This window comes from Pseudochelatococcus sp. (assembly GCF_050946405.1).
In the GTDB taxonomy this organism is placed as follows: domain Bacteria; phylum Pseudomonadota; class Alphaproteobacteria; order Rhizobiales; family Beijerinckiaceae; genus Pseudochelatococcus.
In genome coordinates this window covers 102,511-126,838 of record NZ_JBMNUS010000002.1, presented here as the reverse complement: position 1 = coordinate 126,838, position 24,328 = coordinate 102,511, and the positions used below count along the sequence as shown (strand labels likewise).

The 24,328-nt window shown below is 65.9% G+C and carries 23 protein-coding genes; 5 read left to right on the top strand and 18 right to left on the bottom strand.

The window, feature by feature from the left end; all coding sequences use genetic code 11:
- Nucleotides 1-68: 68 nt before the first annotated feature.
- The 11 genes from cysN to ACOYJQ_RS04015 all read right to left on the bottom strand — a co-directional run bounded on the left by cysN (nucleotide 69) and on the right by ACOYJQ_RS04015 (nucleotide 12,098).
- A complete protein-coding gene (cysN, locus tag ACOYJQ_RS04065; RefSeq protein WP_433457178.1) occupies nucleotides 69-1,982 on the bottom strand; it encodes a sulfate adenylyltransferase subunit CysN in 1,914 nt (637 codons plus the stop codon).
- A 26-nt stretch (nucleotides 1,983-2,008) separates the two neighbouring features.
- Nucleotides 2,009-2,965 carry a sulfate adenylyltransferase subunit CysD gene (cysD, locus tag ACOYJQ_RS04060; protein WP_433456646.1) on the bottom strand — a complete coding sequence of 319 codons (957 nt, stop codon included), beginning with the start codon at nucleotides 2,963-2,965 and terminating at the stop codon, nucleotides 2,009-2,011.
- Between the two features lie 93 nt (nucleotides 2,966-3,058).
- Nucleotides 3,059-3,580: a DUF934 domain-containing protein gene (locus ACOYJQ_RS04055; RefSeq protein ID WP_433456644.1), complete on the bottom strand. Its 522-nt coding sequence runs from the start codon at nucleotides 3,578-3,580 to the stop codon at nucleotides 3,059-3,061.
- A complete protein-coding gene (locus tag ACOYJQ_RS04050; protein WP_433456642.1) occupies nucleotides 3,580-4,332 on the bottom strand; it encodes a phosphoadenylyl-sulfate reductase in 753 nt (250 codons plus the stop codon). Before ACOYJQ_RS04050 ends, ACOYJQ_RS04055 begins: the two co-directional genes overlap by 1 nt.
- Nucleotides 4,307-5,980, bottom strand: a complete 1,674-nt coding sequence (locus tag ACOYJQ_RS04045) for a nitrite/sulfite reductase (RefSeq protein WP_433456640.1) — start codon at nucleotides 5,978-5,980, stop codon at nucleotides 4,307-4,309. Before ACOYJQ_RS04045 ends, ACOYJQ_RS04050 begins: the two co-directional genes overlap by 26 nt.
- A gap of 16 nt (nucleotides 5,981-5,996) precedes the next feature.
- Entirely contained in the window at nucleotides 5,997-6,326 is a 330-nt protein-coding gene (locus ACOYJQ_RS04040; RefSeq protein WP_433456638.1) for a DUF2849 domain-containing protein, read from the bottom strand.
- A gap of 5 nt (nucleotides 6,327-6,331) precedes the next feature.
- Entirely contained in the window at nucleotides 6,332-7,765 is a 1,434-nt protein-coding gene (gene cysG / locus ACOYJQ_RS04035; RefSeq protein WP_433456636.1) for a siroheme synthase CysG, read from the bottom strand.
- 340 nt (nucleotides 7,766-8,105) lie between these two features.
- Entirely contained in the window at nucleotides 8,106-9,137 is a 1,032-nt protein-coding gene (locus ACOYJQ_RS04030; protein ID WP_433457177.1) for a sulfate/molybdate ABC transporter ATP-binding protein, read from the bottom strand.
- Nucleotides 9,138-9,168: 31 nt separating this feature from the next.
- Nucleotides 9,169-10,047 (bottom strand): sulfate ABC transporter permease subunit CysW, encoded by an 879-nt coding sequence (gene cysW, locus ACOYJQ_RS04025; RefSeq protein WP_433456634.1) that lies wholly within the window; start codon nucleotides 10,045-10,047, stop codon nucleotides 9,169-9,171.
- Nucleotides 10,040-10,906, bottom strand: a complete 867-nt coding sequence (cysT, locus tag ACOYJQ_RS04020) for a sulfate ABC transporter permease subunit CysT (RefSeq protein WP_433456632.1) — start codon at nucleotides 10,904-10,906, stop codon at nucleotides 10,040-10,042. The genes cysW and cysT overlap by 8 nt, the downstream gene beginning before the upstream one ends.
- Nucleotides 10,907-11,051: 145 nt before the next feature.
- The gene (locus ACOYJQ_RS04015) at nucleotides 11,052-12,098 is read right to left on the bottom strand and encodes a sulfate ABC transporter substrate-binding protein (protein ID WP_433456630.1); all 1,047 of its coding nucleotides are present in this window, start codon (nucleotides 12,096-12,098) and stop codon (nucleotides 11,052-11,054) included.
- Between the two features lie 651 nt (nucleotides 12,099-12,749).
- Here ACOYJQ_RS04015 and ACOYJQ_RS04010 point away from each other — a divergent pair.
- From ACOYJQ_RS04010 to ACOYJQ_RS03990, 5 genes are all read left to right on the top strand, one after another.
- Nucleotides 12,750-12,989 (top strand): hypothetical protein, encoded by a 240-nt coding sequence (locus tag ACOYJQ_RS04010; protein ID WP_433456628.1) that lies wholly within the window; start codon nucleotides 12,750-12,752, stop codon nucleotides 12,987-12,989.
- A gap of 102 nt (nucleotides 12,990-13,091) precedes the next feature.
- On the top strand, nucleotides 13,092-14,213 hold the full coding sequence (locus ACOYJQ_RS04005) for a methionine ABC transporter ATP-binding protein (RefSeq protein ID WP_433456626.1): 1,122 nt from the start codon (nucleotides 13,092-13,094) through the stop codon (nucleotides 14,211-14,213).
- On the top strand, nucleotides 14,188-14,868 hold the full coding sequence (locus ACOYJQ_RS04000; RefSeq protein WP_433456624.1) for a methionine ABC transporter permease: 681 nt from the start codon (nucleotides 14,188-14,190) through the stop codon (nucleotides 14,866-14,868). The genes ACOYJQ_RS04005 and ACOYJQ_RS04000 overlap by 26 nt, the downstream gene beginning before the upstream one ends.
- Before the next feature lie 123 nt (nucleotides 14,869-14,991).
- A complete protein-coding gene (locus tag ACOYJQ_RS03995; RefSeq protein ID WP_433457175.1) occupies nucleotides 14,992-15,954 on the top strand; it encodes a lipid A biosynthesis lauroyl acyltransferase in 963 nt (320 codons plus the stop codon).
- Nucleotides 15,955-16,090: 136 nt separating this feature from the next.
- Complete coding sequence (locus tag ACOYJQ_RS03990) at nucleotides 16,091-16,888, top strand: DUF1223 domain-containing protein (RefSeq protein WP_433456622.1); 798 nt, start codon at nucleotides 16,091-16,093, stop codon at nucleotides 16,886-16,888.
- A gap of 13 nt (nucleotides 16,889-16,901) precedes the next feature.
- On the opposite strand, the gene ACOYJQ_RS03985 is transcribed toward ACOYJQ_RS03990, so the two are convergent.
- From ACOYJQ_RS03985 to ACOYJQ_RS03955, 7 genes are all read right to left on the bottom strand, one after another.
- A complete protein-coding gene (locus ACOYJQ_RS03985; protein ID WP_433456620.1) occupies nucleotides 16,902-17,324 on the bottom strand; it encodes a HesB/IscA family protein in 423 nt (140 codons plus the stop codon).
- A gap of 88 nt (nucleotides 17,325-17,412) precedes the next feature.
- Nucleotides 17,413-17,781: an SUF system Fe-S cluster assembly protein gene (locus tag ACOYJQ_RS03980; RefSeq protein WP_433456618.1), complete on the bottom strand. Its 369-nt coding sequence runs from the start codon at nucleotides 17,779-17,781 to the stop codon at nucleotides 17,413-17,415.
- A gap of 19 nt (nucleotides 17,782-17,800) precedes the next feature.
- Nucleotides 17,801-19,042: a cysteine desulfurase gene (locus ACOYJQ_RS03975; protein WP_433456616.1), complete on the bottom strand. Its 1,242-nt coding sequence runs from the start codon at nucleotides 19,040-19,042 to the stop codon at nucleotides 17,801-17,803.
- A 59-nt stretch (nucleotides 19,043-19,101) separates the two neighbouring features.
- The gene (gene sufD, locus ACOYJQ_RS03970; RefSeq protein WP_433456614.1) at nucleotides 19,102-20,412 is read right to left on the bottom strand and encodes a Fe-S cluster assembly protein SufD; all 1,311 of its coding nucleotides are present in this window, start codon (nucleotides 20,410-20,412) and stop codon (nucleotides 19,102-19,104) included.
- 6 nt (nucleotides 20,413-20,418) lie between these two features.
- Complete coding sequence (gene sufC / locus ACOYJQ_RS03965; RefSeq protein ID WP_433456612.1) at nucleotides 20,419-21,168, bottom strand: Fe-S cluster assembly ATPase SufC; 750 nt, start codon at nucleotides 21,166-21,168, stop codon at nucleotides 20,419-20,421.
- Nucleotides 21,169-21,263: 95 nt separating this feature from the next.
- Nucleotides 21,264-22,736, bottom strand: a complete 1,473-nt coding sequence (sufB, locus tag ACOYJQ_RS03960) for a Fe-S cluster assembly protein SufB (RefSeq protein ID WP_433456610.1) — start codon at nucleotides 22,734-22,736, stop codon at nucleotides 21,264-21,266.
- 64 nt (nucleotides 22,737-22,800) lie between these two features.
- A complete protein-coding gene (locus ACOYJQ_RS03955; protein ID WP_433456608.1) occupies nucleotides 22,801-24,042 on the bottom strand; it encodes a cysteine desulfurase family protein in 1,242 nt (413 codons plus the stop codon).
- Between the last annotated feature and the right edge of the window lie 286 nt (nucleotides 24,043-24,328).

Sequence of the window (24,328 nt, the reverse complement as noted above, 5' to 3'; positions counted from 1 at the left end):
TCATCACCTCGGGCACAAGGGATGTCGGCGGTTCGCCCGCCGAGCAGACATGCTGCGGCCGGCGCCTCCTACAAGCCGGCAGACGTCTCCGCCGACAGCGCGGCGCCCTTTATCAGGGCTTCCACCTTTTCCGCCACCTGGCTCGCAAGCGCCTCCGGGTCGGGTTGCGAGGCGTCGAGATGAATATCGGGTTTCAGCGGTGGCTCATATTCCTGGCCAATTCCGGTAAAGGCCGGTATCTTGCCTTCCTTGGCCTGTGCATAAAGTCCCTTCGGATCGCGCTCCGCGCAGATTTCCGGCGGTGCATCGACAAAGATTTCAATGAACTCGCCGGGCGCGAAACGCTCGCGCAAGCCGTCGCGATCGGCGCGGAACGGGGAAACGAAGGCGCACAACACGACGAGACCGGCTTCCGTCATCAGCCGCGCGACCTCTCCCGCCCGGCGGATGTTTTCCGCACGCGACGGGACATCGAAGCCGAGATCGGCATTCAGTCCCTGCCGCAAGCTGTCGCCGTCGAGCATCATGGTATGATGCCCCAGCGCATGCAGCTTCGCCTCCACGATATTGGCGATGGTCGACTTGCCGGAGCCGGGCAAGCCCGTGAACCACAGCACCAGCGGACGCTGATGCTTGATCGCCGCGCGCGCGGCGCGATCCACGTCGAATCCGTGACGATGAACGTTCGTCGCGCCAAGGGCCTGCGCCACCATCCCAGCAGCGACTGTCGCATTGCTGAAACGGTCGATCAGGATGAAGGCGCCCATCTCGTGGCTTTCATCGTAGGGATCGAAGGCAAGCGGCACCAGCGTCTCAATCTCCACGACACCGATGGCGTTGAGGCCGAGCGACACGACCGGCACCTCCGCCAGCGTCTCGACATCGAGGAAATGGCGTATGGCGCGCACTGTGGCCGGCACCACCCGCGTGCCGAGCTTGAGGTTGTAGGAGCGCCCCGGCACCAGCATCTCGTCCGCCATCCAGACAAGACGCGCCGCAAAGCGCGTCGCGACCAGCGGGCGCCGTCTGGGCGCCGCGAGCACCTCGCCGCGCGGCGCATCGATCTCGTCGGCGAGCACGAGGGTAACGGCTTCCCCCGCCCTCGCTTCCGTCAAATCGCCGCTCTGGGTGACGATGCGCGCAATCGTGCTCGCTTTACCCGAGACGGCGGCGACGACCTCGTCGCCCAGGCCGATGCACCCGCCGGCCACGGTGCCGGAGAAGCCCCGAAAATCCAGATCGGGCCGGTTCACCCATTGCACGGGAAACCGGAACGGATCGTCTCCCCTGTCCCGGGCGGCGTCGACGGTTTCGAGATGGCCGAGCAGCGTCGGCCCCTCGTACCAGGGCGTCGCATCGCTGCGCACGGAGATGTTGTCGCCGAAGCGCGCGGACAGCGGTATGGCCTCGATACCGACGAACCCGAGCTTTTCGGCGAAGGCATGATAGTCGGCCACGATCGCGTTGAAACGTGCCTCGTCATAGCCCACGAGATCGATCTTGTTGATCGCCAACACGACGTGGCGAATGCCGAGCAACGAGACAATGACGCTGTGACGGCGCGTCTGGGTCAGCAACCCCTTGCGGGCATCGATCAGCAGGATGGCCAGATCGGCATTCGACGCACCCGTCGCCATGTTGCGCGTATATTGCTCGTGGCCGGGCGTGTCGGCAACGATGAACGACCGGCGCGGCGTGGAGAAATAGCGATAGGCGACATCGATGGTGATGCCCTGCTCCCGCTCGGCCTCAAGACCATCCACGAGCAAGGCGAAATCGATGTCGCCTCCCGTGGTGCCGACCCGCCGCGAATCGTCCGTCAGCGCCGTGAACTGGTCATCATAGACCGCGCGCGTTTCATAGAGCATCCGGCCGATCAGGGTGGACTTTCCGTCATCGACGGAGCCGCACGTGAGAAAGCGCAGCAGCCCGCGCGCGCCGACAGCCGGGATATCCGGCACGACGGCCGCGGGATTTTCCATCTGCGGACTGGCGGATATGGCGGCCATCAGAAGTACCCCTCACGTTTCTTGCGTTCCATCGACGCACCCCCGTCATGATCGATCACCCGGCCCTGCCGTTCAGAGACCGAGGAGGCGTCGAGCTCGGCGATGACATCCTCCAGTGTGGCGGCCTGCGAGGGGACCGCGCCGGTCAGCGGGTAGCATCCCAGAGTGCGGAAGCGAACCGTGCGCAGGACAGGACGTTCGTCCGGCGCGAGGGGGAAGCGTTCGTCGTCCACCATGATGAGCGCGCCGTCACGCTCGACCACCGGCCGCTCGGCGGCGAAGTAAAGCGGCACGACGGGAATGTTTTCGGCGGCGATGTAGTGCCAGACGTCCCGCTCCGTCCAGTTGGACAGGGGAAAGACGCGCATCGATTCGCCCTTGGCGATCTGCGTGTTATAGAGATGCCACAGTTCGGGGCGCTGGTTGCGCGGGTCCCATGCATGGCTCGCGGTGCGGTGCGAGAACACGCGTTCCTTGGCGCGGCTTTTCTCTTCGTCGCGACGCGCTCCGCCGAACGCGGCATCGAATCCGCCCGCGTCGAGCGCCTGCTTCAGCGCCTCGGTCTTCATCACCTGCGTGTGAATGGCCGAGCCCGAGGCGAAGGGATTGACGCCCCGGCGCAGCCCCTCCTCATTGACATGCACGAGAAGCTCCCAAGCGTATCGCTTCGCCATCTCGTCGCGGAAGGCGATCATCTCGCGAAACTTCCATGTCGTATCGACATGCAGCAGCGGAAACGGCGGCTTCGACGGGAAAAACGCCTTCCGCGCCAGATGCAGCATCACCGCCGAATCCTTGCCGATGGAGTAAAGCATCACCGGCTTGCGAAACTCCGCCGCCACCTCACGGATGATGTGGATCGATTGCGCCTCGAGCCAGGCGAGATGTGGCGACAGATGACCCGTGCCCGCCTGCGCAGGATGGATCTCCCCCTTCCGGGGTTCGGTGGATGACATTGGAAATTCCGTTACTTGATCCGTTACTCGCACTGTCGACTGACCGACGCGGTTTGCATGGGCGCCAAGTCGGGGGCTGCCGCGCAAATCGCTTCAGGCCTCGCCGCGGGATACGCGCAGGCGACGGCGCAAACCGCCCGGCGCTTCCTCTCCGGCCTCGGCGGAAGCAGGCTGGTAGTGTTCGCTTACGAACACCACCGCCCCCGTGCGCAACGCCTCGGCCGTGCCCGCATGCGTCACGTCGAGGGCGTCGAAACCGCATCGATGAAGCGCATGCACCTGATCGCGCAGCACCTCGCCCCTGGCGCGCAGTTCGCCCCGGTAGCCGAGACGGTCACGCAGGATGCGGGCCACGGAATAGGCGCGGCCATCGTTGTATTTGGGAATATCGAGCGCGATCAGCGCGAAGCGGCGCACGTCCTGCTCCAGCCCCTCGAGCGTCTCCCCCGATTGCAGGACGAGCCCGATCGGATCCACCCGCCCCACGAGCGCATCGCGCTCGGCAAGATAGCGCGCCTTGCCCAGCACGACCGCGCCGGCAGCGGGAAGCGGCGCGTCGCTGTCGATGAACCGCCATTCGTCTTCGACGAAAGCGCCGTTCCTGAAAAGGGCCATCAGGCACGCCTCCTTGTTACGCCCACGTCCGTGGCGTGGATGCCGCATTCGGTTTTTTCGCGCCCGCGCCAGCGGCCGGCGCGCGCGTCCTCGCCCTCGGCCACCGGCGAGGTGCACGGCGCACAGCCGATGGACGGATAGCCTTTCGCCACCAGCGGATGACGCGGCAGATCATGCTCCCGCAGGTAGGCGGCGAGCTCTCCCGCTCCCCAGCTCGCAAGGGGCGAGATCTTGATATGCGTCGCATCGGCCTCGAACACGGGCAATTCTGCGCGTGTGGACGCCTGAAAACGCTTGCGCCCGGTGATCCATGCATCGAACGGCGACAGCGCGTCGGCGAGCGGCTCGACCTTGCGCAGATGGCAGCAGCGATCGGGATCGATGCTGAACAGCGCGCCGAACGGGTCGGCCGCCTCCATCGCCTGCGGATCGGGGCCGACGCTGCGCACATCCGTCAGCCCGAGCCGCGAAATCAATGTATCGCGATACTGCAATGTCTCCGGGAACAGGCGGCCCGTATCGATGAACACTACAGGGACGGCGCGATCGACGCTTGCCGCCAGATGCAGCAGCACCGCCGATTCCGCCCCGAAGCTCGACACGAGCGCGACTCGCCCCGGAAAGAGCGTGGTCAGGGAAAGCCGCAGGATATCGACGGCCGGCAGCGCGCCCCACCCTTCGTTCAGCGCAACGGCGCGGGCCGCGAGATCGCCGCCGGGCGCCGCATCAGGCTGCGGCAGAAGCTGTGCCATAGAGCGCCTCCTTGAACGGCGATTCGCCCACGCGGCGGAAGAATGCGAGAAACGGTTCTTCCGGTCCGCTGCGCTGCGCGATGTAGGTGTTGACAACGGTTTCGACGGCATCGACGATATCGTCCGTCGAGAACCCGCGCCCGACGATCGATCCGATGGAGGCCACTTCGTCTCCCGAGCCGCCGAGCGTGATCTGGTAGAACTCCTCGCCCTTCCTGTCGACGCCCAGAATGCCGATGTGCGCGACGTGGTGATGGCCGCAGGCGTTGATGCAGCCCGAAATCTTGATCTTGAGATCGCCGATGTCGTGCTGGCGCGCGATATTCTCGAAACGCTCGCCGATGCGCTGCGCAAGCGGAATGGAGCGGGCATTGGCGAGCGAGCAGTAATCGAGGCCGGGGCAGCAGATGATGTCGGTGATCAGCCCGGCGTTGCCAGCCGCCACGCCGGCCTTCTGCAACGCCGCGAACACTTCAGGCACATCGTCGAGCTTCACGTGCGGCAGCACGAGATTCTGCTCGTGGCTCACCCGCAACTCGTCGAAAGAATAACGTTCAGCGATATCGGCGATCGCGTCCATCTGGTCGGCGGTCGCGTCACCCGGCACGGCGCCCGTGGCCTTCAGCGAAACCGTGACGATGCCGTAGCCCGGCGTCCTGTGCTCCGCCACGTTGCGCTCGACGAACGCCGCGAGCGCCGCGTCGATGACCTTGGCGCGTTCCAGCTTCTCGGAGCGCGCCGGCAGGATCTCGAACGCGGGCGGCGCGAAATAGTCGGCGATGGCCGCGATCTCGTCAGCCGGCAGGGTCAGCTTGCCCCTGTTGCGAATATCCTCGTATTCTTCCTCGATCTGCCGGCGCACCTCGTCCAGCCCCGCCTCATGCAGCAGGATCTTGACGCGCGCCTTGTACTTGTTGTCGCGCCGCCCGAACTGATTGTAGACGCGCAGAATCGCCTCGCTGTAGCTCAGCAGCTCACCTTCCGGCAGGAAGTCGCGCACCTTCTTGCCGATCATCGGCGTGCGCCCCAGGCCGCCGCCGACATAGACCGTGAACCCGCGTTCGCCGCTCTCGCCCGTGACGATCTGGAGGCCGATATCGTGCACCTGGATCGCGGCCCGGTCGTGAGCGGCGCCGTTCACCGCGATCTTGAACTTGCGCGGCAGATAGGTGAACTCGGGATGCAGCGACGACCATTGCCGCAGGATCTCGGCATAGACGCGCGGATCGGCGATCTCGTCGCGCGCCGCGCCGGCGAAGTGATCGGCGGAAACGTTGCGAATGCAATTGCCCGAGGTCTGGATGGCGTGCAGTTCCACTTCCGCCAGATCGGCGAGAATGTCCGGCACGTCCTCCAGCGCGATCCAGTTGAACTGGATGTTCTGCCGCGTGGTGAAATGGCCGTAGCCCTTGTCGTAGCGGCGAGCCACGTGGGCCAGCCCGCGCAGCTTGGCGCTGTTCAGCGTTCCGTAGGGAATCGCCACCCGCAGCATGTAGGCGTGAAGCTGGAGATAGACGCCGTTCATCAGCCGCAGCGGACGAAACTCCTCCTCGGTCAGCTCCCCGGCCAGCCTGCGGCGCACCTGATCACGAAACTCCGCCACGCGGGCCGTCACGAAACGGCGGTCGAATTCATCATACCGATACATAACGCTCTCCCACCGGTCACACGGTCGCGGGCGCCGGGCGCGCCAGAATGATGGAAGTGCCGGCGGTCGGCCCGCCGGCGGCGCGAATCGCCTCGCGCAGAACGGTCGGCACGACGGTTTCTCCCACCTTCACATTGACGAGATAGGGACCGACGACGCGGTTGCGCCGCTCGTCCTCCGCTCCGGCCTCGGTGAGCGCGGCGGCATCGCCCGCGTCGTCCACGACCTGGGCCTTGTTGATATCCGTCGACCAGTCGCCGCCTGCGGTGCGGAACACCACCAGCCCCGAATGCAGGTCGTTCGCGGTCAGCACCTGCGGAATCGCCGCCTTCGCATCGCGTTTCATGCCGTCTACTCCGCCGCCAGAAGAGATGCGGGTGTATCCGCCCGCGGTGCAATCGGCTCGGCCGCCGCGAAATCGCCTGCCGCGATCGCCTCGCCGACGAGAATCAGGACCGGGCCGGCGATGTCGTCGCGCACGGCAAGCGCCGGCAGGTCGGCGACACGGCCCACGAGCGCCCGGCTGTCCGCGCGTCCCGCGTTCTCGATGGCGGCCACCGGCGTCGACGGCGACACGCCATTGCCGACAAGGCGCGCATGGGTTTCCGCCGCAGCCGTGCGGCCCATGTAGACGGCGATCGTGCCGCCGGCTCGCGCCACCTCCGGCCAGCCCTTCGGCTCGCTGCCGTCCGCGCCGTGGCCGGATGCGAACACGAGCGACGAGGACACGCCCCGCAGGGTCAGCGGCACGGCGTAATCCGCCGCCGCCGCAAGCGCCGCGGTCACGCCGGGCACGACGACATGGCGGATGCCCGCCTGCCGCAGCGCCGCGATCTCCTCGCCCGCACGGCCGAACACCAGCGGGTCGCCCGCCTTGAGCCGCGCCACGTGCCGGCCCTCGCGGGCCAGCCGCACCAGCAGGTCGTTGATCGCGCCCTGCGTCACGGAATGCCGCCCCTTGGCCTTGCCGACACTGATCCGCTCGGCGTCGCGCCGCCCCATGTCGATCACCGCTTCCGGCACGAGCTGGTCGTGAACGATGACATCGGCGCGCTGAAGCAGGCGCTGGGCGCGCAAGGTCAGCAGATCCTCCGCGCCGGGACCGGCGCCGATCAGCCAGACGACGCCCTCGTTATCGGCCTCCTGCGCGGAAGCCAGCCCGGACAGGGCAGCGCGACGCGCGCCGTCCAGATCGCCGGCGAGCGCCAGTTCCGCCGCGCGGCCGTCGAACAACGAAGACCAGAAACGCCGCCGCGGCGCATTGCCCGAGAACGCCTCGCCGACGCTGCCGCGCACGCTGCGCGCCAGTTCGCCTAGCCGCCCGAAATCCGGCGCGAGCAAAGCTTCCACCGCCGCGCGCACCCGCTGCGCCAGCACCGGCGCAAACCCGTCCGTCGCGATGGCGACCGAAACCGGCGCGCGGTCGACGATGGCAGGCACGGCGAAATCGCACAGATCGAGCCGGTCCACGACATTGACCGGCACGCCCGTCGCGCGGCCAAGCAGCGCCAGCGCGCCGTCGCGCGCCTCGTCCCCCGTGGCGACGAACAGCAGTGCAGCGCCGGCGACATCCGCCACCGAAGGATCGCGCGGATGGATCGTCACCCCATGCCGCTGCGCCAGCGACACGAGTTCGGCGCAAGCCTGCGCGGCGAACACGACGGGCCGGCCCTCCGTGCGCAGCAGCAACCGCAGCTTGGCGAGAGCTTCCTCGCCGCCGCCGGCGAGAATCAGCACACGGCCGGCCACATCATAGGAAACCGGAAAGAAACGCAGACGGGCCACGGATTGACGACATCCTCTCTCGACACTCGGGCAAAACGCATTCGGAACGAACGGAATCCTGCTCCGGCTATCTGTTTTCGCATCACGTTCGTCCAAAAAGCGCGCATACTTTCCGGCTTGATGCGGTCGCCCCGGCGCGGCATCGGAAACATCCGAACGCTCCACGGCCAGGTGCGACGACAACCGAGTCCAGGACGCGGCAACGCATCGCAAAAGTCCCGCCATGGACAGTAAATTACGATATCATATGCATATAGATTTTAAAATACAAATTTTATATGTATTTTAAAGGGCCCGGAATAAGTATATAAAATCAGTAGCTTTATTTTCCGGCCGCCGCTCATGCGGCCGGGAAGAACCGTGCCTTGAGCACATGCACGCCAACACGGTCGCTCACCGACCACGCCTGATCCGGCGGCACCTCGACCTCGACCGGCGTATCGGATGCGGCGATCCTCACCTCGGCGCGACGTCCGTTCACCGTGCGCCGCAGGCCGGCGATGACGCCCGGAATGCCGGTTCCGTGCGGCGTCAGCGCCGTCTCGTTGGGGCGCAGATAGAGGGTTGCCGCGCCCTCCGCAGCCCCTTCCGGGTCGACATCGAGCGGCTCGCCGGCGAGCAGCACCCGGCCCTGGCGTATTTCCACCGGCAGCGCCGCCGTGTCGCCGAGAAACGACAGCACGAAGGGCGACGCGGGACTCTCGTAGATCTCGTCGGGCGTGCCGACCTGCTCGATGCGGCCGTTGGCGAGGATCGCGACGCGATCGGCCAGTTCCAGCGCCTCGTCCTGATCGTGGGTGACGAAGACCGTGGTGTGGCCGGTGCGGTCGTGGATGTCGCGCAGCCATCGGCGCAGATCCTTGCGAACCTTGGCGTCGAGCGCGCCGAAAGGCTCGTCGAGCAGCAGCACGCGCGGCTCCACGGCCAGCGCGCGCGCCAGCGCGACACGCTGGCGCTGGCCGCCCGAGAGCTGCGCCGGATAACGCCGGTCGAGACCGTTGAGCTGCACGAGCTCGATCAGCTCGCCGACCTTGCGCCGGATCGCCTCCGACGACGGACGCTCCCGGCGCGGGCGCACGTTGAGGCCATAGGCGATGTTGTCGGCGACCGTCATATGCCGGAACAGCGCGTAATGCTGGAAAACGAAGCCTACCCGCCGCTGCTGCACGGTGAGATGCGTCGCATCCTCCGCCCCGAAGAACACGCTGCCGGCGGTGGCGAAATCGAGCCCGGCGATGATGCGCAGCAAAGTGGTCTTGCCGGAGCCGGAAGGGCCGAGCAGCGCGATAAGCTCGCCCGGATGGATCGCGAGATCCACGCCGTCGAGCGCCCTTGCGCCGCGGAACTCCTTCAGGATGCCGCTGACGCGGATCCCGACCGTGCCGGTGGAGGCGGCGCGCACGCTAGTGGCCGCCGCGTCCGGCGAGGGAGTCCGCAAAACGCCATTCGAGGACGGACTTTGCGGCGAGCGTGACAAGGGCGAGGAAGGCAAGGAGCGAGGCGACGGCAAAGGCCGCTGTGATGTTGTATTCATTATAGAGAATCTCGATGTGGAGCGGCATGGTGTTGGTGACGCCGCGGATGTGGCCGGAAACGACGGCGACGGCGCCGAACTCGCCCATCGCGCGGGCGTTGCAGAGCAGGACGCCGTAAAGCAGTCCCCAGCGGATGTTCGGCAGGGTGACGGTGAGGAACGTGGTGAAACCCGACGCGCCGAGCGACAGCGCGGCTTCCTCGTCGGCATTGCCCTGCTCCTGCATCAGCGGGATGAGCTCGCGCGCCACGAAGGGAAAGGTGACGAACACCGTGGCGATGACGATGCCCGGCAGGGCGAAGATGATGCCGATGCCGTGCTCCTGAAGGAACGGCCCGAAATAGCCCTGCGCGCCGAACAGCAGCACGAAGACGAGACCCGACACCACCGGCGACACGGAGAACGGCAGGTCGATCAGCGTGATCAGGAAGCTCTTGCCCGGAAACCGGAACTTCGCGATGGCCCACGAGGCCGCAATGCCGAACACGAGATTGAGCGGCACCGCAATGGCGGCCACCGTGAGAGTCAGGCGGATCGCGGCCTGCGCGTCCGGCTCGGAGAAGGCCGCCAGATAGGTATCGAAACCGCGCTTGAACGCCTCCGTGAACACCGTGATCAGCGGCAGCAGCAGGAAAAGCGCCAGAAAGACGAGGGCGACGCCCACCGCGACGCCCTGCACGACGCGGCTTTCCGTCGTCACGGGGCGGGAGGACGGCTTGCGGGAAGAAGCGGGTGCATGCTCAGACATAGCCGAACCTCTTGCGGCTCCACGCCTGGATCAGGTTGATCACGAGCAGGATCGAGAACGAAAGCGCCAGCATCACGGTCGCGATGGCGGTGGCGCCCGTGTAGTCGAACTCTTCGAGCTTGATCACGATCAGCAGCGGCGCGATCTCGGAAACGTAGGGCAGGTTGCCGGCGATGAAGATGACCGATCCGTACTCGCCCACCGCGCGCGCGAACGCAAGCGCAAGACCGGTGAGGATGGCGGGAAGGAGCGGCGGCAGCAGCACGCGCCAGATGGTCTGGCCGCGCGTCGCGCCCAGCGTCGCCGACGCCTCCTCCAGCTCACGGTCTATTTCCGCGATCAGCGGCTGCACCGTCCGCACCGTGAACGGAATGCTCACGAACACCAGCGCGATGAAAATGCCGACCGGCGTATAGGCGATCCTGATGCCGTAGGGCGCGAAAAGGCTGCCGACGAGCCCGTTCTGGGCGTAGAGAGCGGAAAGCGCGATGCCGGCGACCGCCGTCGGCAGCGCGAAAGGCAGATCGACCGCCGCATCCACCAGACGCCGGCCGGGAAACGTATAGCGCGTCAGCACCCACGCGATCAGCACGCCGAACACGGCCGCCACCAGGGCGGCCAGCAGCGAGACGCCGAAGCTCAGCTTCAGCGCGCCCGCGACGCGGGTGTCGGTCGCCACCGCCCAAAGCCCCTCTATGCCGATGCCGGACGCACGCAGAATCAATCCGCCGAGCGGGATCAGGACGATGACGCCGAGGTAAACGAGCGTGTAGCCGAAGGCGATGCCGAACCCCGGTATCACGCTCCGGGGCCGGACGCGGGAAAGAAGGCCGCCGCCCGCCGTTGCTGCTGCCACCATGATTGCGAAGTGCTTTCCATTGCGATGAAACAGGCTCCGCCGCGCATGCGGCGGAGCGTCGATGATCATAGAAGCCCGGCCCCGCCTTACGCCGGCCGGCCGATCCCGGCTGGCGGAGGCTTGAGACGAAGGTCGGAGACGAAGATTACTTGCCGGCGATCTGCTTGCCGATCTCGTCGAAGATCGAATTGTCGCCGAAGAAGCGCTTCTGGATGGTGGCCCAGTCGCCGAACTTGTCCTCGGCGCGGAAGAGCTTCAGTTCCTCGAATGCGGGCGCCTCTCCCTTGGCAACCGTCTCGGGACGCGAGGGGCGATAATGATTCTTGGCGATCACCGTCTGCGCCTCGGGCGAATAGAGGAAGTCGAGATAGGCTTCCGCCGCCTTGCGCGTGCCCTTCTTGTCGACATTGGCTTCGACGAGCGCGACGGGGGGTTCGGCCGAGATGGAGAACGGCGGCACCACGATATCGAACTTGTCGGGACCGAACTCGTTCAGGATCAGATGCGCCTCGTTCTCCCACGCCGGCAGCACGTCGCCGAGATCGCGCTGCGCGAAGCTGATGGTCGAACCGCGCGCGCCGGGATCGAGCACGGGCACGTTCTTGTAGAACTGCGTCACGAATTCCTGTGCCTTGGCGTCGTCGCCGCCCTGATCGAGCACGAAGCCCCAGGCGGTCAGAAAGTTCCAGCGTCCGCCGGCGGAAGTTTTCGGGTTCGGGGTGATGATCTTCACCTCCGGGCGCACCAGGTCGTCCCAGTTGCGGATGTTCTTCGGGTTGCCCTTGCGCACCACAAAGACGACGGTGGAGGTATAAGGCAGGCCGTTGTTCGGCAGCCGGCTGCGCCAGTCCTTGGGAACGAGATTCGTCCGGGTGGCGATCAGGTCGATGTCGGACGCGATGCCGAGCGTCACGACATCCGCGTCGAGCCCCTCGATCACCTTGTTGGCCTGGCCGCCGGAGCCGCCGTGCGACGTGCGCACCACGATATCCTCACCCGTTTCCTTCTTCCACTTCGCCGCGAACAGCTCGTTGATCTGGCGATAAAGCTCGCGGGTGGGATCGTAGGATACGTTGAGCAGCGTCGTCTGCGCCTGCGCGGGAGCCGCGCCGACGAAACCCGCCAGCGTCACCGTCACCGCCGACACGACCGCGAGAACGCCGCGCCTCGAAAAAATTGTCGCTCTGGACATCATGAGCCCTCTTCATCTGACCGATAATCCCATTGTCGCTACCAGCCCGGATTATTTCAATAGTTTTTTTGTAGTTTTTATAAATCCACATTATTTTCGAGTGAAATCAGCGCCGTCTCGCGGTCGCGAAGGGCTGATTGGAATTGATCAAGATATTGCTGCACAAGCGAAATTCGCGACTTCCGAAAGCAGATAAAATAAATTCTATGGATTTTATATTTTATTGACAACCCGGAACAAATGGGCGATACAGGAATTGTTCACGGGCGTTCGGAACAGGACGTTTCGTGAACCGCGGTGATTTGAAAGCGCAGCTTGCGCCGCGAGAACAAACGCTAAAGCGCCACGAGAGAGTTCGTGGGGTCGTCGTGCGTGTCTTCTCTCTCCCCGGTCGACGGAGGGGGAGGAGTTACGCACGCAAAAACAGGAGAAGGCACCATGGCACTTCCTTCGACAATAACAACCTTCGGGAACGAAACCTCTGAAAAATCAAGGGCGTTCAGCGCCTTGCCCGCTCCGGGTCATGCAACCGTCATGATCGTATGTCTTGCGTCTGTCGCACAGTGTTCCGACTGTCTGCGTCAGGTGCGTCGCGTTTCATAATGGTCCCGAATTTGCATGGTGAAGCCGGTAAATCCGGTGGGAGCTGACATGTTTGACAATTACCTGATCGAAATTTCCGGCAAGCCGGCCGGAATTGTTGCGCGCGATGCGAACGGTTACCGCTTTCACGCCTCGGAAAACGCGTTCAACGATCTCGACGGACGCATCTTCGCCGACCCGCAGGCGGCCGAACGCGCAGCGCGCAAACTCATCGCGCGGCGGCGCGCGGGCAGCACGGCGGCGCGGGAGAATGCGCGCACCGGCGAGCGCGATTATCTGTCCGCGTGAATTCCGGCGTGCCTTGCCGGCCGGAGGACGGGCCGAATTTTGCCGGCCTCTCGTTCGCCGGCCCCTTGCAAGACGCCTTCGCTTCGGTCAGGAAAAGGGACCATGAATAGTCCCTCTCCCGGCCTCTCGTTGCAGCCGCCTCCCGGCGAGGCGGCTGCCCGCCCCGCGATCGTGCGCTTCATCGGGGTGGGCAAGCAGTTTCCCGCGCGCGGGGGAAGCGCTTCCGTCGAGGCGCTGACCGGCATCGATCTGGAGGTGCCGGCGGGCGGCGTGCTGGGTGTGATCGGCCGCAGCGGCGCCGGCAAGTCCACGTTGATTCGCCTCGTGAACGGGCTGGAGCAACCGACCGGCGGCCGGCTCATCGTCGACGGCGTCGATGTGACGCTGCTGCCGGAACGGAAGCTGCGCGATGTGCGCCGCAACATCGGCATGATCTTCCAGCACTTCAACCTGCTGTCGTCGCGAACGGTTTTCGACAACGTCGCCCTGCCGCTCGAAATCGCGGGAGCGCCGTCGCATGTCATTCGCGAGCGCGTCGAGCGGCTGACCGCCCTCGTCGGCCTGGAGGACAAGCGCGGGCGCTACCCGGCGGAGCTTTCGGGCGGGCAGAAGCAGCGCGTGGGCATCGCGCGGGCGCTGGCGACCGAGCCGAAAGTGCTGTTGTCGGACGAAGCGACGTCGGCGCTCGACCCGGAAACGACGTACGCGATCCTGTCGCTGCTCGCGACCATCAATCGCGAGCTCGGCGTCACCATCCTGCTGATCACGCACGAGATGGCCGTGATTCGCGCCATCGCGCGGGACATGGCGGTGCTCGACGGCGGCCGCATCGTCGAGAAGGGCGATGTTTTCGATGTCTTCACCCGGCCGCGGCATCCGACCACGCGTTCCTTCCTCGCCGCCGAGACCGGCCGCGCCCTGCCCTCCTTCGTCGCCGACCATCTGACGCAAACCTGCGCGCCGGGCATGGAAACGGTGATCCGCATCATCTTTCGCGGCCGCTTCGCCACGCATCCCATCCTGGCGCAGGTATCGCGGGAGTTCGGGATCGACGTGAACATTCTCGGCGGCACCATCGACGCCATCGGCGGGCGGCCGTTCGGCGTGCTCATCGTGGGGGTTCCGGGCGGCCCGGACCTGTCGGGGCGCTTCACCGCCTTTCTCGCCGCGCGCGATCTCGATACGGAGGTTCTGGGCTATGTCCCTGTCGGCGCTCTCGCTTGACATCCTGCGCCTCATCGGCGGCGCGACGTGGGACACGCTCTACATGGTGGCGCTGTCGTCGCTGGCGGGCTCGCTCATCGGCGTGCCGCTCGGTATTTTCCTCGCCACCAGCCAGCGGGGCGAATTGTTCGCCGCGCCCGCGATCAACGGCGTCGTCGGCGCGCTGGCCAACGCGCTGCGCTCGACGCCTTTCATCATTCTCGCGGTGTCGATCATTCCGTTCACGCGCCTCGTCGCCGGCACGTCGATCGGCACGACGGCCGCCGTGGTGCCGCTGACGGTCGCGGCCTTTCCCTTCATCGCCCGCCTCGTGGAAAGCGCGGTGCGCGAGGTCGACCAGGGCTTGATCGAGGCCGCCCGCGCCATGGGCGCAAGCCCCTTGCAGATCGTGCGCAAGGTGCTGGTGCCGGAAGCGCTGCCGGGCATCGTGCTCGGTCTCACGCTCGCCGTGGTGAGCCTGATCGGCTATTCGGCGATCGTGGGCGTGGTCGGCGGCGGCGGGCTGGGCGATCTCGGCATCCGCTACGGCTATCAGCGTTTCATGCCGGAAGTCATGATCATCGTCGTGGCGGTGCTGATCGTGATGGTGCAAGCGGTGCAAAGCATCGGCGATCTTCTGGCGCGGCGCGTCAACCGACGGATAAGACACAGCTGAGCGTTTTCGCACCTGAGAGGCCCCGCGGGATTGATCTTGCGGCGGCATGCTCTAGAACGTTGCGATCCGGTTGGGTCGCGCGTGGTGCCGGCGTCAACCCCAGATATGGTGTGAGCATTGGCGTTGCGCGTGGTGGAGACGGTTACCGGGGCCGTCAGGAAACTGGGCTCCCTCCTGGCCGAAGCGGCGATGGTGGGGGCCGTGCGGGGCGTGTTCGGTCTGCTGCGCCTGCTGGGGCCTGATCGCGCCAGCGATCTCGGCGGGACGGTGGCGCGTCTCGTCGGTCCGCGGCTTTCCGTCCACAAGGTCGCGCTCGCCAACATCCGCGCCGCCTTCCCGGACGCCGACGACGCCCGCGTGCGGGAGATAGCGCTCGGCGCATGGGAAAACCTCGGCCGCACCGGCGCCGAATATGCCCATCTCGACACGCTGTTCGACTACGATTATTTCGACCCGAAGCCCGATGCGCGCACGGAAGTGGTCGGCATCGACCATTTCATCGCGCTGCGCGACGACGGCAAGCCGGGCATCGTATTCTCCGCGCATCTCGGCAACTGGGAGTTGCCCGCCATCTGCGCCAGCCGCTACGGGCTCGACACCACGGCGATCTTCCGCGCCCCCAACGATCCCGCCGTCGCGCGGGCGGTGCACGAGGTGCGTTCGCGCACGATGGGCAATCTGGAGGCGGCGCGCCAGGGCGCGGCCTTCGTGATGTCGAGCGTGCTCGAAAAAGGCGGGCATCTCGGCATGCTGATCGACCAGCATTTCACGCGCGGCGTCGCCGTCCGCTTCCTTGGCCGCCCTGCCCTCACGAATCCGATTCTCGGCAAGTTCGCCCGCCGTTTCGACTGCCCTGTGCATGGCGTGCGGGTGATTCGCCTGCCGGACCATCGTTTCCGCCTGGAGCTGACGCCGCCGCTCGACCTGCCGCGCGACGCGGAAGGGCATGTCGATCCCGCCGGGGCAATGGAAGCGATGACGGCGGTCGTGGAAAGCTGGGTGCGCGAGCACCCGGAACAGTGGCTGTGGATGCACCGGCGCTGGCGTCTCCCCGCCGGCGAAAAATACGCGCCCCCGTCACCCTAACGTTACTTTCCTTCCGGGCTGCGTTGCTGTTCACTGTCTCGCAAAAGAACTCCCCCATGAACGGCGCCTCGGCAGGGATGCCGGCAGATTTGGGAAAGAGATGGCCCGACACGTCAACCGCCGCGCGCGATTCGCCTTGAAGCGCTTATCGATTGAATGGAATCGTTTCTCCGTCGGCATGGTCATCGGCGGTTTTCTGGGGGCATGCCTGCTGCTGCCGCTTGCCGCCGCGGCGCAGCAGAACGCGCCGGCAGGCCAGACGCGCGCCGTGGTGGAGCTTTTCACCAGCCAGGGCTGCGCCTCCTGCCCGCCCGCCGATCTGCTGATGTGCGATTACGCGCGCGACGCCAGCGTGGTGGTGCTCACGCTGCCCGTCACCTGCTGGGATTATCTCGGCTGGCGCGACACGCTCGCGAACGAGAAATTCACCAAACGCCAGCGCATCTACGCCAAGCTGCGTGGCGCGCGCCGCATCTACACGCCGCAGGCGATCGTGAACGGCGTGGCGCATGTGATCGGTTCCGACGACACGGCGCTGCGCAAAGCGCTCCACACGCAATCCGTCGCGTCCCGCGCGCCGCTGCCCATCGCCGTCCTCATCGCCCGGAAAGACGGCGGCTTTCGCGTCACCATCACGCCGACCGCGGAGGTGAGCCGCGAACCGGCAACCGTCGTGCTGGCGCCTTTCTACCGCGAACGGACGGTGCGCGTGGAAGGCGGCGAGAACAACGGCCGCGAGTTGCACTACTTCAATGTGGTGCGCGATCTGGTTCCGCTCGCCAGCTTAGCCGCCCAGCCGCACCAGACGCTCGATCTCCCGACGCCCGATGCAATGCCGGACGGCACCGACGGCTTCGCCATCCTGGTGCAGAGCGGCGACCCCGCCGCCCCCGGCCGGATGCTCGGCGCCGCCACGTTCACCGCGCCCGAATAGGGCGGCCCGGCAATTACTGCAATCCCGCCTGCGCCAGCGCTTCGGGAGAAGCGGGGTGGATCTCCACCGATTCGCCGCAGCCGCACGCCGAGGTCTGATTCGGATTGTTGAACACGAAGCCCGACGACAGCTTGTCGACCCGGAAATCCATTTCCGTGCCGAGCAGAAACAGCACCGCCTTGGGATCGACGACGAGCTTCACGCCCTTCTCCTCCACCACATCCTCGCCGGGAGCGATGCTTTCGGCATATTCCATGGTGTATTCCATGCCCGCGCAACCGCCCTTCTTCACGCCGAGGCGCACGGCCGCGACGGGCTTGTCCGTGTTCTCGATGATTTCCCGCAGCCGCTCGGCCGCCGCCTCCGTGAGCGTGAGAACCTGAAAACGGGGCCGCTTCCTCGCGGGAGCCGGCGCGGAACTGGTGACCGATGCCATGACGACGATCCTTCGCTCAGGGTTCAAGGCCCTGCACAAGACGCTTCGCTTCAGAAGATAGGATCGATCCCCGCCGCCGTCGAGGGGCTCACCACATATCCAGCGCTACGCGCGCCTCGTCCGACATGCGGCTTTGATCCCACGGCGGGTCGAACACCATGTTGACGGTGACGCCCTGCACGCCCTGAATGGCGCCGACCGCGTTCTCGACCCAGCCCGGCATGTCGCCCGCCACCGGGCAACCGGGCGCGGTGAGCGTCATGTCGATCTCGATATGACGGTCGTCGCTGATATCGACCCTGTAGATCAGGCCGAGTTCGTAGATATCGACGGGAATCTCCGGGTCGAAGACGGTTTTCAGCGCGGCGATGATGTCTTCGGTCAGCCGGTCGATCTCGCCTTCAGGCAGGCCGGAAGACGCGGGCGCTGCGCCGCTGTCGTTGTTCTTGTCGCTCACGAGTGTCTCCCCAGAACCATCAGGCGAAAAGCTGTTCCGCCTTTTTCAGCGACTCGACCAGAATGTCCACCTCTTCGCGCGTGTTGTACAGGGCGAAGGAAGCGCGGCATGTCGCGGTGGCGCCGAAGCGGGCCAGCAGCGGCTGGGCGCAATGCGTGCCAGCGCGCACCGCCACCCCGGCGCGGTCGATGACGGTCGCCACGTCATGCGGGTGCGCCCCGCGCATCTCGAAGGAGAGGATCGCGCCTTTCTCGCGCGCACGGCCCAGAATGCGGATGGAATTGATCGCGCCGACCTGCTGCATCGCGTAGTCGCGCAACTGCTCCTCGTGATTGAGGATGGCATTGCGCCCGAGGCGCTCGACATAGCGGATCGCCTCCGCAAGCCCGATCGCCTCCACGATGGGCGGCGTGCCGGCCTCGAAACGGTGCGGCGGCGTGTTGTAGGTGACGGAATCGAGCGTGACGCTCTCGATCATCTCGCCGCCGCCGTTGAACGGCGGCAAGGTCTCCAGCCAGCGCGCCTTGCCGTAGAGCACGCCGATGCCCGTCGGCCCATAGACCTTGTGACCGGTGAAGGCATAGAAATCGGCATCGATCTCCCGCACGTCGACCGGCAGGTGCACGGCGCCCTGGCTGCCGTCGACCAGCACCGGAATGCCGCGCGAATGGGCGATGCGCACGATGTCCCGCACCGGCAGGATCGTGCCGAGCACATTGGACATCTGCGAGATGGCGACGATCTTCGTGCGCGGCGTCAGCAGCGCCTCGAACGCGTCGATGAGGAAGTTGCCGTCATCGTCGACCGGCGCCCATTTCAGCACCGCGCCCTTGCGCTCGCGCAGGAAATGCCACGGCACGATGTTGGAATGATGCTCCAGAATGGACAGGACGATCTCGTCGCCCTCGCCGATATGCGCCCGGCCGAACGCATCGGCCACGAGGTTGATCGCCTCCGTCGCGGAGCGGGTGAACACGATCTCGTCGGTGCTTTCCGCGTTCAGAAAGCCGCGCACCGTCTCGCGCGCATCCTCGAAAGCCTCCGTGGCCGCGTTGGCCAGGAAGTGCAGCCCGCGATGGACGTTGGCGTAATGGTTCTCGTAAACGCGGCTCATCGCATCGATGACCGCGCGCGGCTTCTGCGCGGAGGCTGCGTTGTCCAGATAGACGAGCGGCTTGCCGTAGATCTCCCGCGACAGAATCGGAAAATCCTTCCGCACCGCCTCCACATCGTAACTGCCGCTCGCCACCGCGCTACTCATCGATCCCTCATTCCGCACCGCTTCATGTTGCGGTGCACATACCACCTATCAATCTACATTTATGCAAGAATGGCAAGCCTCTCCACCGCAAGGGAGTTCATCGCCGCGCGCAGGGCGTCGTCGGTCACAAGTTCGAGCGCCTCGCCGATGAACGCCTGCAACAGCAGGGCCTGCGCTTCCTCGCGCGGCAGCCCGCGCGCCATCAGGTAGAACAGCAATTCCGCATCCAGCTCGCCGCAGGTCGCGCCATGCGCGCATTGCACGTCGTCGGCCCAGATTTCGAGCTCCGGCTTGTTGTTCATCGTGGCGTCCGGCGACAGCAGCAGCGCCGCCGACATCATGCGCCCGTCCGTCTTCTGCGCGTCGGGACGCACGATGATCTTGCCCTGAAACACGCCGCGCGCCTCGCCGCCGACGACGGTCTTGAAGAGTTCCCGGCTCTCGCCGCCCGGCACCGCATGGTCGACGACGAGCGTTGTGTCGGCGTGGTCGCCGCCGGCAATGACCGTCACGCCGCCGAGCGTCACCCTCGCATCCTCGCCCTCGCAGGCGATGAACAGTTGATGACGCACCACGGCGGCGCCCGCGTGCAGGTTGACCGAGCGGAACGCCGCGCGCGCGCCCACAGCCGCCGTCACGGTGGAAAGCGCCAGCGTTTGCGCCGCCTCCGCATTGACGCGCACATGCTCGACGCGCGCATCATCGTCGAGCACGAACTCGACGACGCTGTTGGGCTGCACGGCTATATCGCCCTCGTGCGATTCGATCACCGTCAGCGCCGCGCCCTTGTCCAGCACCACGAGCACGCGCGGCGCGGTGGCGAAGGAAGCTGTGCCGTGATTGACGAAGCGCAGATGCAACGGCGCGGCCACCTCCCGCCCCGCCGCCACATGCACGACGACGCCGTCCGACAGGAAGGCGCGGTTGAGGTCATACGCGGCATTGCCGGCCGCCACCGTCACCCGGTTCAGGTTCGACAGCGCCGGATGCGCCTCCGCCAGCGCCTGCGCCAGGCCGATCACCGCCACGCCTTCAGGCGCGGCATCGTGCCCGGCGAGATGGCCGTTCACGAAATCGATCCGCACGGCCGCGACATCCGCGAACAGGCGCGCCCGCGCCCGCGCCGCCGCGATCTCGCTTTCCGAAGGGCGAGCGGCGGGGGCGGCCGCCTCGCGCAGCAGGGCGCGCAGGTCGGTATATTTCCATTCCTCGACCCGGCGATTGGGCAGACCGTCGCGCTCAAGGCGGGCCGCGGCGACCGCGCGCCCGATGACGCTGCCGTCGCCGTCAGGCAGACCGGGACGCTGCTCGCGCAGGTAGCCCAGCAACTGGGTCTCGGCCTGCGTGCGGATGGGCGTGATTTCCGTCATGTCTTCTTACGCCGCCTCGTTCACGTAATCGGCATAACCGCTGGCCTCAAGCTCAAGCGCCAGTTCCTTGTCGCCGGTGCGCACGATCCGCCCCTTCGACATCACGTGCACCGTATCGGGCACGATGTGATTGAGCAGGCGCTGGTAGTGGGTGATGACGAGGAACGAACGCTTGCCGTCGCGCAGCGCGTTCACGCCCTCGGAGACGATGCGCAGCGCGTCGATATCGAGCCCCGAATCGGTCTCGTCCAGAATGCAGAAGGAGGGCTCCAGCAGCGCCATCTGGAGGATTTCCATGCGCTTCTTCTCGCCGCCGGAAAAGCCGACATTGAGAGCCCGCTTCAGCATCTCCTGATTGATCTGAAGGCGTTCGGCGGCCCCCTTCACGCGGCGCATGAAGTCGGGCGTGGTCAGTTCCTCCTCCCCGCGCGCCTTGCGCTGGGCATTGAGGACCGCCTTGAGGAACGACATCGTGGCGACGCCCGGAATTTCCAGCGGATACTGGAAGGCGAGGAAAACACCTTTCGCAGCGCGCTCGTGCGGCTCAAGCTCAAGAATGTTCTCGCCGTCGAGCAGGATTTCGCCGTCCAGAACCTCGTATTCCTCCTTGCCGGCGATGACATAGCTCAGGGTCGACTTGCCGGAGCCGTTCGGCCCCATGATCGCGGCCACCTCGCCGTCATGCACCGTCAGGTCCAGACCGTTGAGAATGCGGTTGCCCTCGATTTCCACCACGAGATTCTTGATTTCGATCATTTATCTTTTCCCCATGACCTTCCACGCTGGCAATCGGGAGATCGTGTGTCCCGGCCTTGCCGGACAGCGAACGGATCTTCCGGTATCGGCGCGGCCTATCCAACCGACCCTTCGAGGCTGATCGAAATCAGCTTCTGCGCTTCCACCGCGAATTCCATCGGCAGTTGCTGCAACACGTCCTTGACGAAGCCGTTGACGATGAGCGCGATCGCCTCTTCCTCGTCCAGCCCGCGTTGCAGGCAGTAGAACATCTGGTCGTCGGAGATCTTCGAGGTCGTGGCCTCATGCTCGAAAATGGCGCTGGCGTTCTTCGACTCGATATACGGCACCGTATGCGCGCCGCATTTGTCGCCGATCAGCAGCGAATCGCAGTTGGTGAAGTTGCGCGCGCCGGATGCCCGCCGATGCGCCGAGACAAGGCCGCGATAGGTGTTTTCCGAGCGCCCGGCGGCGATGCCCTTCGAGATGATGCGGCTCGAGGTGTTGCGCCCCAGATGGATCATCTTGGTGCCGGAATCGACCTGCTGGAAGCCGTTCGAGATGGCGATGGAGTAGAACTCGCCGCGCGAATTGTCGCCGCGCAGGATACAGGACGGATATTTCCAGGTGATCGCGGACCCGGTTTCCACCTGCGTCCAGGAGATCTTGGAATCGCGCCCCCGGCAATCGCCGCGCTTGGTGACGAAGTTGTAGACGCCGCCCCTGCCCTCGGAATCGCCCGGATACCAGTTCTGAACCGTGGAATACTTGATCTCCGCCTCGTCAAGCGCGACAAGCTCGACGACCGCCGCGTGCAACTGGTTCTCGTCGCGTGCGGGTGCCGTGCAGCCTTCCAGATAGCTGACGTAGGCGCCCTTGTCGGCGATGATCAGCGTGCGCTCGAACTGGCCGGTGTTGCGCTCGTTGATGCGGAAATATGTGGAAAGCTCCATCGGGCAGCGCACGCCCTCCGGTACGTAGACGAAGGAGCCGTCCGTGAAGACCGCCGAGTTGAGCGTGGCGAAGTAATTGTCGGAGACCGGCACCACCGTGCCGAGATACTTCTTCACCAGTTCCGGGTGCTCGCGGATCGCCTCGGAAATGGAGCAGAAGATCACGCCCGCCTTGCGCAGTTCCTCCTTGAAGGTCGTCACCACCGACACCGAATCGAACACGGCGTCGACCGCCACGCGGCGCGAGGGCTCCACGCCCGCCAGAATCTCCTGCTCGCGCAGCGGAATGCCGAGCTTCTCGTAGGTCTTGATGATCTCGGGATCGACCTCGTCCAGCGACTTCGGCGCCGCGTTCTTCTTCGGCGCGGCGTAGTAGTAGAGTTCCTGATAGTCGATCGCCGGATAGTTCACGCGCGCCCAGGTCGGCTCATGCATGGTCGTCCAGCGCCGGAAGGCTTCGAGACGCCATTGCGTCATCCATTCCGGCTCGCCCTTCTTGGCCGAGATGAGGCGCACGATGTCCTCGTTCAGCCCCTTGGGCGCCTTGTCGACCTCGAGATCGGTCTCGAAGCCGTATTTGTACTGATCGACGTCGAGCGTGCGGACACGCTCGACGGTTTCCTGCACCGCAGGCATGGCATAACCTCCTGTCGCGGGTTCAAGGGCCGCGGGTTGGCAAGGACTGCCCGGTATGTCGCCGTCAGGCCGCGTCGCGGCCTCTCTGACGGGATATAAGCATACCTGCGACTTTTTCCAAAGCCGCAACGAACGAATCGACGTCATCCGCGCGCGACGCCCAGCCGAAGCTGACGCGCAACGCGCCCTCCGCAATATGCGGCGCAACGCCCATCGCCGCCAGCACATGCGAGCGGCGCACCTTGCCGGACGAACACGCCGAGCCGCTCGACACCGCCATGCCGGCGAGATCGAGCGCCATCAGCAGCGTTTCCGCCCTGAGGCCGGAGATGGCGAAGGCGCTGGTGTTGCAGACCCGCGCCGCACCGTCGCCGAAGATCACCGCCTGCGGAAACAGGTTCCGCAACCGGCGCTCGAATCCGTCGCGCAACGCCGCGAGATGCGCTGGATAAGCGCTCATCCCGCGCAATGCAAGCTCTCCCGAGGCAAGCGCCGCGGCGGCGCCGAAGCCCGCGATGCCGGCGACATTTTCCGTTCCCGCTCGCCGGCCGCGCTCCTGCCCGCCGCCGCGCACCAGCGGCGTTCCGGGCTCCACCGCCCCCGACGCCAGCACGAGCGCCCCCACGCCCTGCGGCCCGCCGAGCTTGTGCGCCGAGAGCGTCAGCATGTCGACGCCGAGTTCCCCGATATCGAGCGCCATCCGCCCCGCCGCCTGCACCGCGTCGGTGTGGATGACGCCGCCGGCCTCGCGCACCAGCGCCGCGATTTCCGCCACCGGCTGCAACACACCGGTTTCGCTGTTGGCCACCTGCACGCTGACGAGGAAACCCGCCTCCGGCTCCTCGACGGCGAGACGGGCCAGCCGCTGCGCCAGCCAGTCCGGCCGCAGCACGCCGTCGGCATTAACGGGTATCCGCTCGATCTGCGCCGGCAAGAACCGCCCGCCCGCAAGCACGCTCGGATGCTCGCTATCGCCGATGAAGAGACGCGCCAAGGGGCGGGAATCACCCGTCGCGCAAGTTCCCGCTCCCGCCGCACAGCGTCGCGACACGCGCACGAGCGGCGACAGCGCCATCGTGTTGGCTTCCGATCCGCCGCCGGTGAAGACGACATCCTCTGCCCGCGCGCCGACCAGCGCCGCGACCCGCGCCCGCGCATCCTCCATCAACTTGTGCGCCGCCCTCCCTTCCGCATGCACGGAGGAAGGATTGCCCGCCTGCGCGAGCGCGCGTGTCATGGCCTCCAGCACCTCGGGGCGCATGGGCGCCGTGGCGTTGAAATCCAGATAAACTCGCCTGTCGGTCATGGACTGTCTCACCCGCTCGCGCGAAACCGGCATGCAATGCGCCGGGATATCTCTCGGCCCATAATCTCTCGGCCCATAATCTCTTGGCCCATAATCTCTTGGCCCGCATCACCCGGCCGGCATTCCCTCAGCCACATGCCGCGCAATATGCTTGCTTTTATCCCCCCGGACCGTGATAGAAAGGCGCCGCGATCATTGCTGCGGCCCGTCGCGGGATGGGCGCGCATGCGCCGATTTGCTGATGCGACGTTCTTTCGATCCTCATCGGGATGAATTTGAAGACGAC

Bases quoted from the DNA above. Each gene is read 5' to 3' on its own strand.
- cysN (WP_433457178.1), bottom strand. From the start codon at position 1,982: ATGGAAAATCCCGCGGCCGTCGTGCCGGATATCCCGGCTGTCGGCGCG.
- cysD (WP_433456646.1), bottom strand. From the start codon at position 2,965: ATGTCATCCACCGAACCCCGGAAGGGGGAGATCCATCCTGCGCAGGCG.
- ACOYJQ_RS04055 (WP_433456644.1), bottom strand. From the start codon at position 3,580: ATGGCCCTTTTCAGGAACGGCGCTTTCGTCGAAGACGAATGGCGGTTC.
- ACOYJQ_RS04050 (WP_433456642.1), bottom strand. From the start codon at position 4,332: ATGGCACAGCTTCTGCCGCAGCCTGATGCGGCGCCCGGCGGCGATCTC.
- ACOYJQ_RS04045 (WP_433456640.1), bottom strand. From the start codon at position 5,980: ATGTATCGGTATGATGAATTCGACCGCCGTTTCGTGACGGCCCGCGTG.
- ACOYJQ_RS04040 (WP_433456638.1), bottom strand. From the start codon at position 6,326: ATGAAACGCGATGCGAAGGCGGCGATTCCGCAGGTGCTGACCGCGAAC.
- cysW (WP_433456634.1), bottom strand. From the start codon at position 10,047: ATGTCTGAGCATGCACCCGCTTCTTCCCGCAAGCCGTCCTCCCGCCCC.
- cysT (WP_433456632.1), bottom strand. From the start codon at position 10,906: ATGGTGGCAGCAGCAACGGCGGGCGGCGGCCTTCTTTCCCGCGTCCGG.
- ACOYJQ_RS04015 (WP_433456630.1), bottom strand. From the start codon at position 12,098: ATGTCCAGAGCGACAATTTTTTCGAGGCGCGGCGTTCTCGCGGTCGTG.
- ACOYJQ_RS04010 (WP_433456628.1), top strand. From the start codon at position 12,750: ATGTTTGACAATTACCTGATCGAAATTTCCGGCAAGCCGGCCGGAATT.
- ACOYJQ_RS04005 (WP_433456626.1), top strand. From the start codon at position 13,092: ATGAATAGTCCCTCTCCCGGCCTCTCGTTGCAGCCGCCTCCCGGCGAG.
- ACOYJQ_RS04000 (WP_433456624.1), top strand. From the start codon at position 14,188: ATGTCCCTGTCGGCGCTCTCGCTTGACATCCTGCGCCTCATCGGCGGC.
- ACOYJQ_RS03985 (WP_433456620.1), bottom strand. From the start codon at position 17,324: ATGGCATCGGTCACCAGTTCCGCGCCGGCTCCCGCGAGGAAGCGGCCC.
- ACOYJQ_RS03975 (WP_433456616.1), bottom strand. From the start codon at position 19,042: ATGAGTAGCGCGGTGGCGAGCGGCAGTTACGATGTGGAGGCGGTGCGG.
- sufD (WP_433456614.1), bottom strand. From the start codon at position 20,412: ATGACGGAAATCACGCCCATCCGCACGCAGGCCGAGACCCAGTTGCTG.
- sufC (WP_433456612.1), bottom strand. From the start codon at position 21,168: ATGATCGAAATCAAGAATCTCGTGGTGGAAATCGAGGGCAACCGCATT.
- sufB (WP_433456610.1), bottom strand. From the start codon at position 22,736: ATGCCTGCGGTGCAGGAAACCGTCGAGCGTGTCCGCACGCTCGACGTC.
- ACOYJQ_RS03955 (WP_433456608.1), bottom strand. From the start codon at position 24,042: ATGACCGACAGGCGAGTTTATCTGGATTTCAACGCCACGGCGCCCATG.